Here is a 4,723-nt window from a genome sequence, read left to right as displayed (position 1 = left end):
GAAGTATAGGAAAATACCCGTGTTTAACTGATTCATCCCGCATTTATGCAACGCCTAAATTTATTTATGAGGATTACTTTCTGCCTTCTGCCTTCTCAACTCAGCAGGGGTTGGCGGGTGCGAATTTCTCTGCCTGTATATTGGGGTATCCAACCTTCTGTGGTGATGAAATAGCGTACTGCTTTCACTCGCTTTGCTGGGGTGAGATAAAACCAATGTTCGGTTCCGGCTGGAATGTTGATATATTCTTCTGGTTGTACTGTCAGTTCTACTTGACTACCATCAGAACGTACAAAGCCAAAAATCGCTTCTCCATCAATGATGTAACGGACTTCATCATCTGCATGGGTATGAATTTGGTCAAACTTTGCCATTGACTCATCAAGGTTAGGAATCCCTTGATGAAGGACAATCAAATCACGAGATTTATAGCCGGCTGTCTGTTGTAGTTGCTCAAAGTAACTATCTATTGCTTTGAGTACTTGTTCTTTTTCATCTTCGTTGAGACTATCCTGTGCCAACAAATGTTGGAGTTTGGGGTTATCTCCTACCGTCTGCCGATTAATTTGAATATTCAGGGGGGCTAATTCCTGAGCAATGTGAATTAAATCGGTGTAGAGAGTTCCATTTTCTAGTTTGAGAACTGCCATTTTTGACCTTCAGTAAAAGAGTAGAATAGGCCTTTTTAGGCATAAAAGACTTCCAACTAAAAAATATCCGATCGCTGTGTAAGTAGAGGAAAAGGCTTGCCGCGAGCAACTCGTGCCGAGCAAAACTGAGGTAAGCCAACGGGAGCAGGGGAAGAAATAGTATTAGGTAATTTCTATTGTGAGCGCGGTGAAACTTCTGCATTCAACCAATTGACAAAACCCTGATTAACTGCTGTCGGAGAAATTTCGGCGATAAAATTAGTATAAGTAATATGCTGATGAATAAGTTTTTCGATTTCTAAAGCATAACCATCTTGAGTTTTGATAATTAAAACAACTTCTGGTTCTTCAGTAATTTCTCCTTGCCAACTATAAGCACAAGTAATCGGGAACCAATTGACACAAACTGCTAACTTACATTCTAGTAATGCCCGACCAATTTGACGCGCTTCATCTGTATTATTTAAAGTTACATAGTAGATTTTCATAAAAGTTTCCGAAATTGAGAAAGACCCTATTGTAGCGGGAATTAAGCGAGAAAATTTCCATTTAATTGAGGTTGATGCTGATTATAGAATGTGCCCATAATTACTACAACAGCAAATTGTTACAGATATTAAATCTGGGTTAATTCCTTTTTATATTACTGCTACTGTGGGGACAACCTCATCTCATGCCATAGATCCATTAACAGAAATAAATGCGATCGCTTGAACGTAATAGTATCCCAGACCACTATTACCCCCTGTAACGATCGCCGTTTTACTAGCTTTAATTGGCATCATTTTCTTAGTTCCCCCTGCCCCCCTGCCTCTGATCGAGTACTTAGTCGCTCTATGGGCGATTTCCAGAAGGGTACTCATGCCCTAAAATGGGATGGGTGTGTAAGGTTCTTCTAGAAATTTGCGCTCTTGATCGGAGAGTTCTAAATCCACCGCCTCGACAGCCTCTTTGAGATGTTCGATCTTGCTAGCGCCGATTATGGGAGATGTTACACCTGGCTGATGCAATAGCCAAGCTAAGGCAATTTGTGTGGGTTTAACCCCTCGTTTTGTAGCTAATTCAACTACGCGCTCAACTACTTGAAAATCTGAATCTTGATAGTAAAGCTTGTGAGCGAATTCGTCAGTTTTTGCACGTAGTGTTTGGTCATGGTCTGACTTGCTACGATTCCCTGCCAAAAAGCCCCGCGCCAGGGGACTCCAAGGAATAATACCAATCCCTTGATCTCGGGCTAGAGGTATGACTTCTCGTTCTTCTTCTCGATAGACTAGGTTGTAGTGATTTTGAATTGATACAAAGCGAGTCCAGCCGTGAATGTCTGCTGTATAAAGGGCTTTGGCAAACTGCCATGCGTAAACACTAGAAATCCCCAGGTAACGGACTTTACCTGCTTTCACAAGATCGTGAAGTGCTTCTAGAGTTTCTTCGATTGGTGTCTCATAGTCCCAACGGTGAATTTGGTATAAGTCTACATAATCGGTCTGTAGTCGCCGCAAAGAAGCATCAATGCTATCAAAAATATGTTTGCGAGATAGTCCTCGATCGTTTGGGCCATCGCCGACTTTACCATGTACTTTGGTAGCAATCACAACCTGATCTCTGTTTGCAAAGTCTTTAAGCGCTCGCCCGACAATTTCTTCACTAGCGCCCAAGGAATAGACATCGGCGGTATCAAAGAAGTTAATCCCCAATTCCAAAGCCAGTTTTATAAATGGGCGACTTTCTTCTTCTTCTAATACCCATTGGCGCAATTTACGGGAGCCATAAGTCATCGTGCCAAGGGTGACACGCGATACTTTAAGTCCAGTTTTGCCAAGATTTACATATTTGATCATACTGTCTGCTCTACTTTTGTTGGGATACTTAATAACGTTGTGACATTTCTACTTTTGTTGGGAGGTGCAATTGGCTTCCTCGGTGCGTCCTCAAGCTAATTTTTAATCAATCACTAGAATAGACTTCTTGGCATTTGTCGGGAAAAGGGTAAGGGAATAACAAAAAACCTTTAACCTTGAACCTTTCCCCTTTACCCACGAGAGTGCAAAAGTTACTTTTGCCAAGAGGTCTAATGTTGTTACCAAAGGCTTTGCACTTTTCTCGTACACTCGATCTGCCTAAGTATTGCAAAGCTATGAGTATTACTTTGCAACAGCGATGACTAAAATACTATATACCAATCGAGTTACCGGAGTTAATAATTATAAAATTAAGAATCAATCCAACGGCTCACTGCTGGCAATTGTGCAGAGAACCATAGCGCACCTAAGATATTTAGACTACCACAGACGATCAAGGCATTAGTGGCACCAAAATTCTGTGCCAAAGTTCCAGCTAACAGATTCCCAAAGGGCATCATACCCACCATTGCTAGGGCATAAAAACTCATTACCCGTCCCCGCTTATCCTCGGCAACTAGGGTTTGGATAATCATATTACTACTGGTAATCAGGAGGATAGAAAAGCAGCCTGTAAACACCAGTATGATTATGGATAATCCAACTTGACGCGATAGTGAGAAGGAAATCAAACTTATCCCAATCAAGACTTGAGCGGCTACAATCAAACGCTCTAAGCCCGCAATCCCTCGCCTAACACTCAGATATAAACAAGCAAACAACGAGCCAATGGGCGCTGAGGTGCTGAGGTGAGCCATTGTAGTTGCATCCCCATTTAAAATCTTAGCTGCGAAGATGGGCATGAGGGCGACATGAGACATCCCGACTAAACCTTGTAATGCCAGTATTAATAAAATTGCTCTAATCGGCTGGAACTTGGAGACATATTCAAAGCCCTCCCGCAATTTCTGCAAAGTATCGCTCAAGCTCGTTAGGGTCTGCATAGGTCGGACTTTCAGCCGCATTGCTAGCAGGGTAAAGATGGCAGGAATATAGCTGAAGGTATCGTAGAGAAAACAATATTTCACCCCTAGCGTCGCAATCAAAATCCCGCCCATAGCGGGCCCCAATACCAGCGAGGAACTTAACATCACTGAATTCAAAGCGATCGCATTACTCCAATCGGCGCGATCGCCTACGGTTTCGGTGACGATTGTATGGCGCACGGGCATATCTAATCCCTTGAGCAAACCATTGAGAACGCTCAGTACCAATAGGATGGGAAACGTAATCCAATTCTTAAAGGTAAGAATTGTTAAAGCCAGGGAAACGCTAATTCCCAATATCTGCACCACCATTAACAAGTCTCGACGACTCCAGCGATCGGACAATACGCCGGAAAAGGGAATTACTAATAATGTCGGTAAAAATTGTACAAAGCCTGCAACTCCCAACAACCAAGCAGATTTAGTCAAATCGTATACCAGCCAAGGAATAGTTAACTGCTGGGTCATAAATGTCCCAGACATTGATAGTAACTGTCCTCCAAAAAACAGGCGAAAATTACGCCAGCGGAAGGCTGGTAAATACTGGTAAATGATAGTACTTACGCGATCGCCTAGTTGTCTATTCCAAATTTTCATTAGCGGAATTATACAATATTATCCTAAATCTTAGAACACCTAATATTTAGTTTCGCTAATAATTATAGGATAATGCGTAGTTTACCGCCGTAGGTCTTACCCTGAGCCTGTCGTACTCCTTCGGAGAAGCAAGCTACGCGGAGCGTCTCGTAGAGAAGGGCATCGCCTCTGGTTTTGTAGCAAGCTTGCTGATTCAAAGGTTAAGCTTTATTCCTAACGGCATCCGGTGTAATTGCTGCATACTGTTGGGCGCTTAGAGTTGCTCCTCGAATATCGACTAGTTTCGGCACGACTTTCAGTTGATATAGGAGATCCGCAACTTTTTGTTGAGCGCTAATTACTTCCTCAGTAATTGATCTCATGTCATATTTTCTTCTCGTCAGTGCCAACTCTATAGTATCGATATCAGTCTTGACCTTTGGGGCAAGGATTTCGGCAGCTGCACGCCTATTTTTATTTGCCCACAACCCAATCTCATAGTACTCTGACAAAATTGCTTTCAAGAGGTCAGCGTTATTAGTGGCAAAATCTCGTGAAGCTAGGGCGTGTCATCAATTGAGCCAAATGACAGAAGCAGCCAGATAAATTGCAC

Annotated in this window: 6 protein-coding genes; 1 reads left to right on the top strand and 5 read right to left on the bottom strand. The window is 42.6% G+C overall.

The features are described 5' to 3' along the window. Positions 1 to 95: 95 nt before the first annotated feature. Positions 96 to 650 carry an acireductone dioxygenase gene (locus RM368_RS37980; RefSeq protein WP_322698847.1) on the bottom strand — a complete coding sequence of 185 codons (555 nt, stop codon included), beginning with the start codon at positions 648 to 650 and terminating at the stop codon, positions 96 to 98. Positions 651 to 823: 173 nt separating this feature from the next. Beyond that, a complete protein-coding gene (gene cutA, locus RM368_RS37975) occupies positions 824 to 1,138 on the bottom strand; it encodes a divalent-cation tolerance protein CutA (RefSeq protein ID WP_322698846.1) in 315 nt (104 codons plus the stop codon). A 115-nt stretch (positions 1,139 to 1,253) separates the two neighbouring features. Between cutA and RM368_RS38985 the strand changes: the two genes are divergently transcribed. Further along, on the top strand, positions 1,254 to 1,364 hold the full coding sequence (locus tag RM368_RS38985; RefSeq protein WP_409883265.1) for a hypothetical protein: 111 nt from the start codon (positions 1,254 to 1,256) through the stop codon (positions 1,362 to 1,364). Between the two features lie 152 nt (positions 1,365 to 1,516). Here the strand turns inward: RM368_RS38985 and RM368_RS37970 are convergent, their stop codons facing one another. The 3 genes from RM368_RS37970 to RM368_RS37960 all read right to left on the bottom strand — a co-directional run bounded on the left by RM368_RS37970 (position 1,517) and on the right by RM368_RS37960 (position 4,493). Beyond that, positions 1,517 to 2,488, bottom strand: a complete 972-nt coding sequence (locus RM368_RS37970; RefSeq protein ID WP_322698845.1) for an aldo/keto reductase — start codon at positions 2,486 to 2,488, stop codon at positions 1,517 to 1,519. 371 nt (positions 2,489 to 2,859) lie between these two features. Further along, positions 2,860 to 4,131 (bottom strand): MFS transporter, encoded by a 1,272-nt coding sequence (locus RM368_RS37965; RefSeq protein WP_322698844.1) that lies wholly within the window; start codon positions 4,129 to 4,131, stop codon positions 2,860 to 2,862. Positions 4,132 to 4,331: 200 nt separating this feature from the next. Further along, positions 4,332 to 4,493 carry a hypothetical protein gene (locus RM368_RS37960; RefSeq protein ID WP_322698843.1) on the bottom strand — a complete coding sequence of 54 codons (162 nt, stop codon included), beginning with the start codon at positions 4,491 to 4,493 and terminating at the stop codon, positions 4,332 to 4,334. Positions 4,494 to 4,723: the final 230 nt, after the last annotated feature.

This window comes from Nostoc sp. DedSLP03, from assembly GCF_034530815.1.
GTDB lineage: Bacteria > Cyanobacteriota > Cyanobacteriia > Cyanobacteriales > Nostocaceae > Nostoc.
Note: the sequence above shows the minus strand (reverse complement) of the source record. Positions and strands in the feature narration are given on the sequence as shown.

Coding starts and splice junctions, on each gene's coding strand:
- RM368_RS37980 (WP_322698847.1), bottom strand. CDS start 650: ATGGCAGTTCTCAAACTAGAAAATGGAACTCTCTACACCGATTTAATT.
- cutA (WP_322698846.1), bottom strand. CDS start 1,138: ATGAAAATCTACTATGTAACTTTAAATAATACAGATGAAGCGCGTCAA.
- RM368_RS37970 (WP_322698845.1), bottom strand. CDS start 2,488: ATGATCAAATATGTAAATCTTGGCAAAACTGGACTTAAAGTATCGCGT.
- RM368_RS37965 (WP_322698844.1), bottom strand. CDS start 4,131: ATGAAAATTTGGAATAGACAACTAGGCGATCGCGTAAGTACTATCATT.
- RM368_RS37960 (WP_322698843.1), bottom strand. CDS start 4,493: ATGAGATCAATTACTGAGGAAGTAATTAGCGCTCAACAAAAAGTTGCG.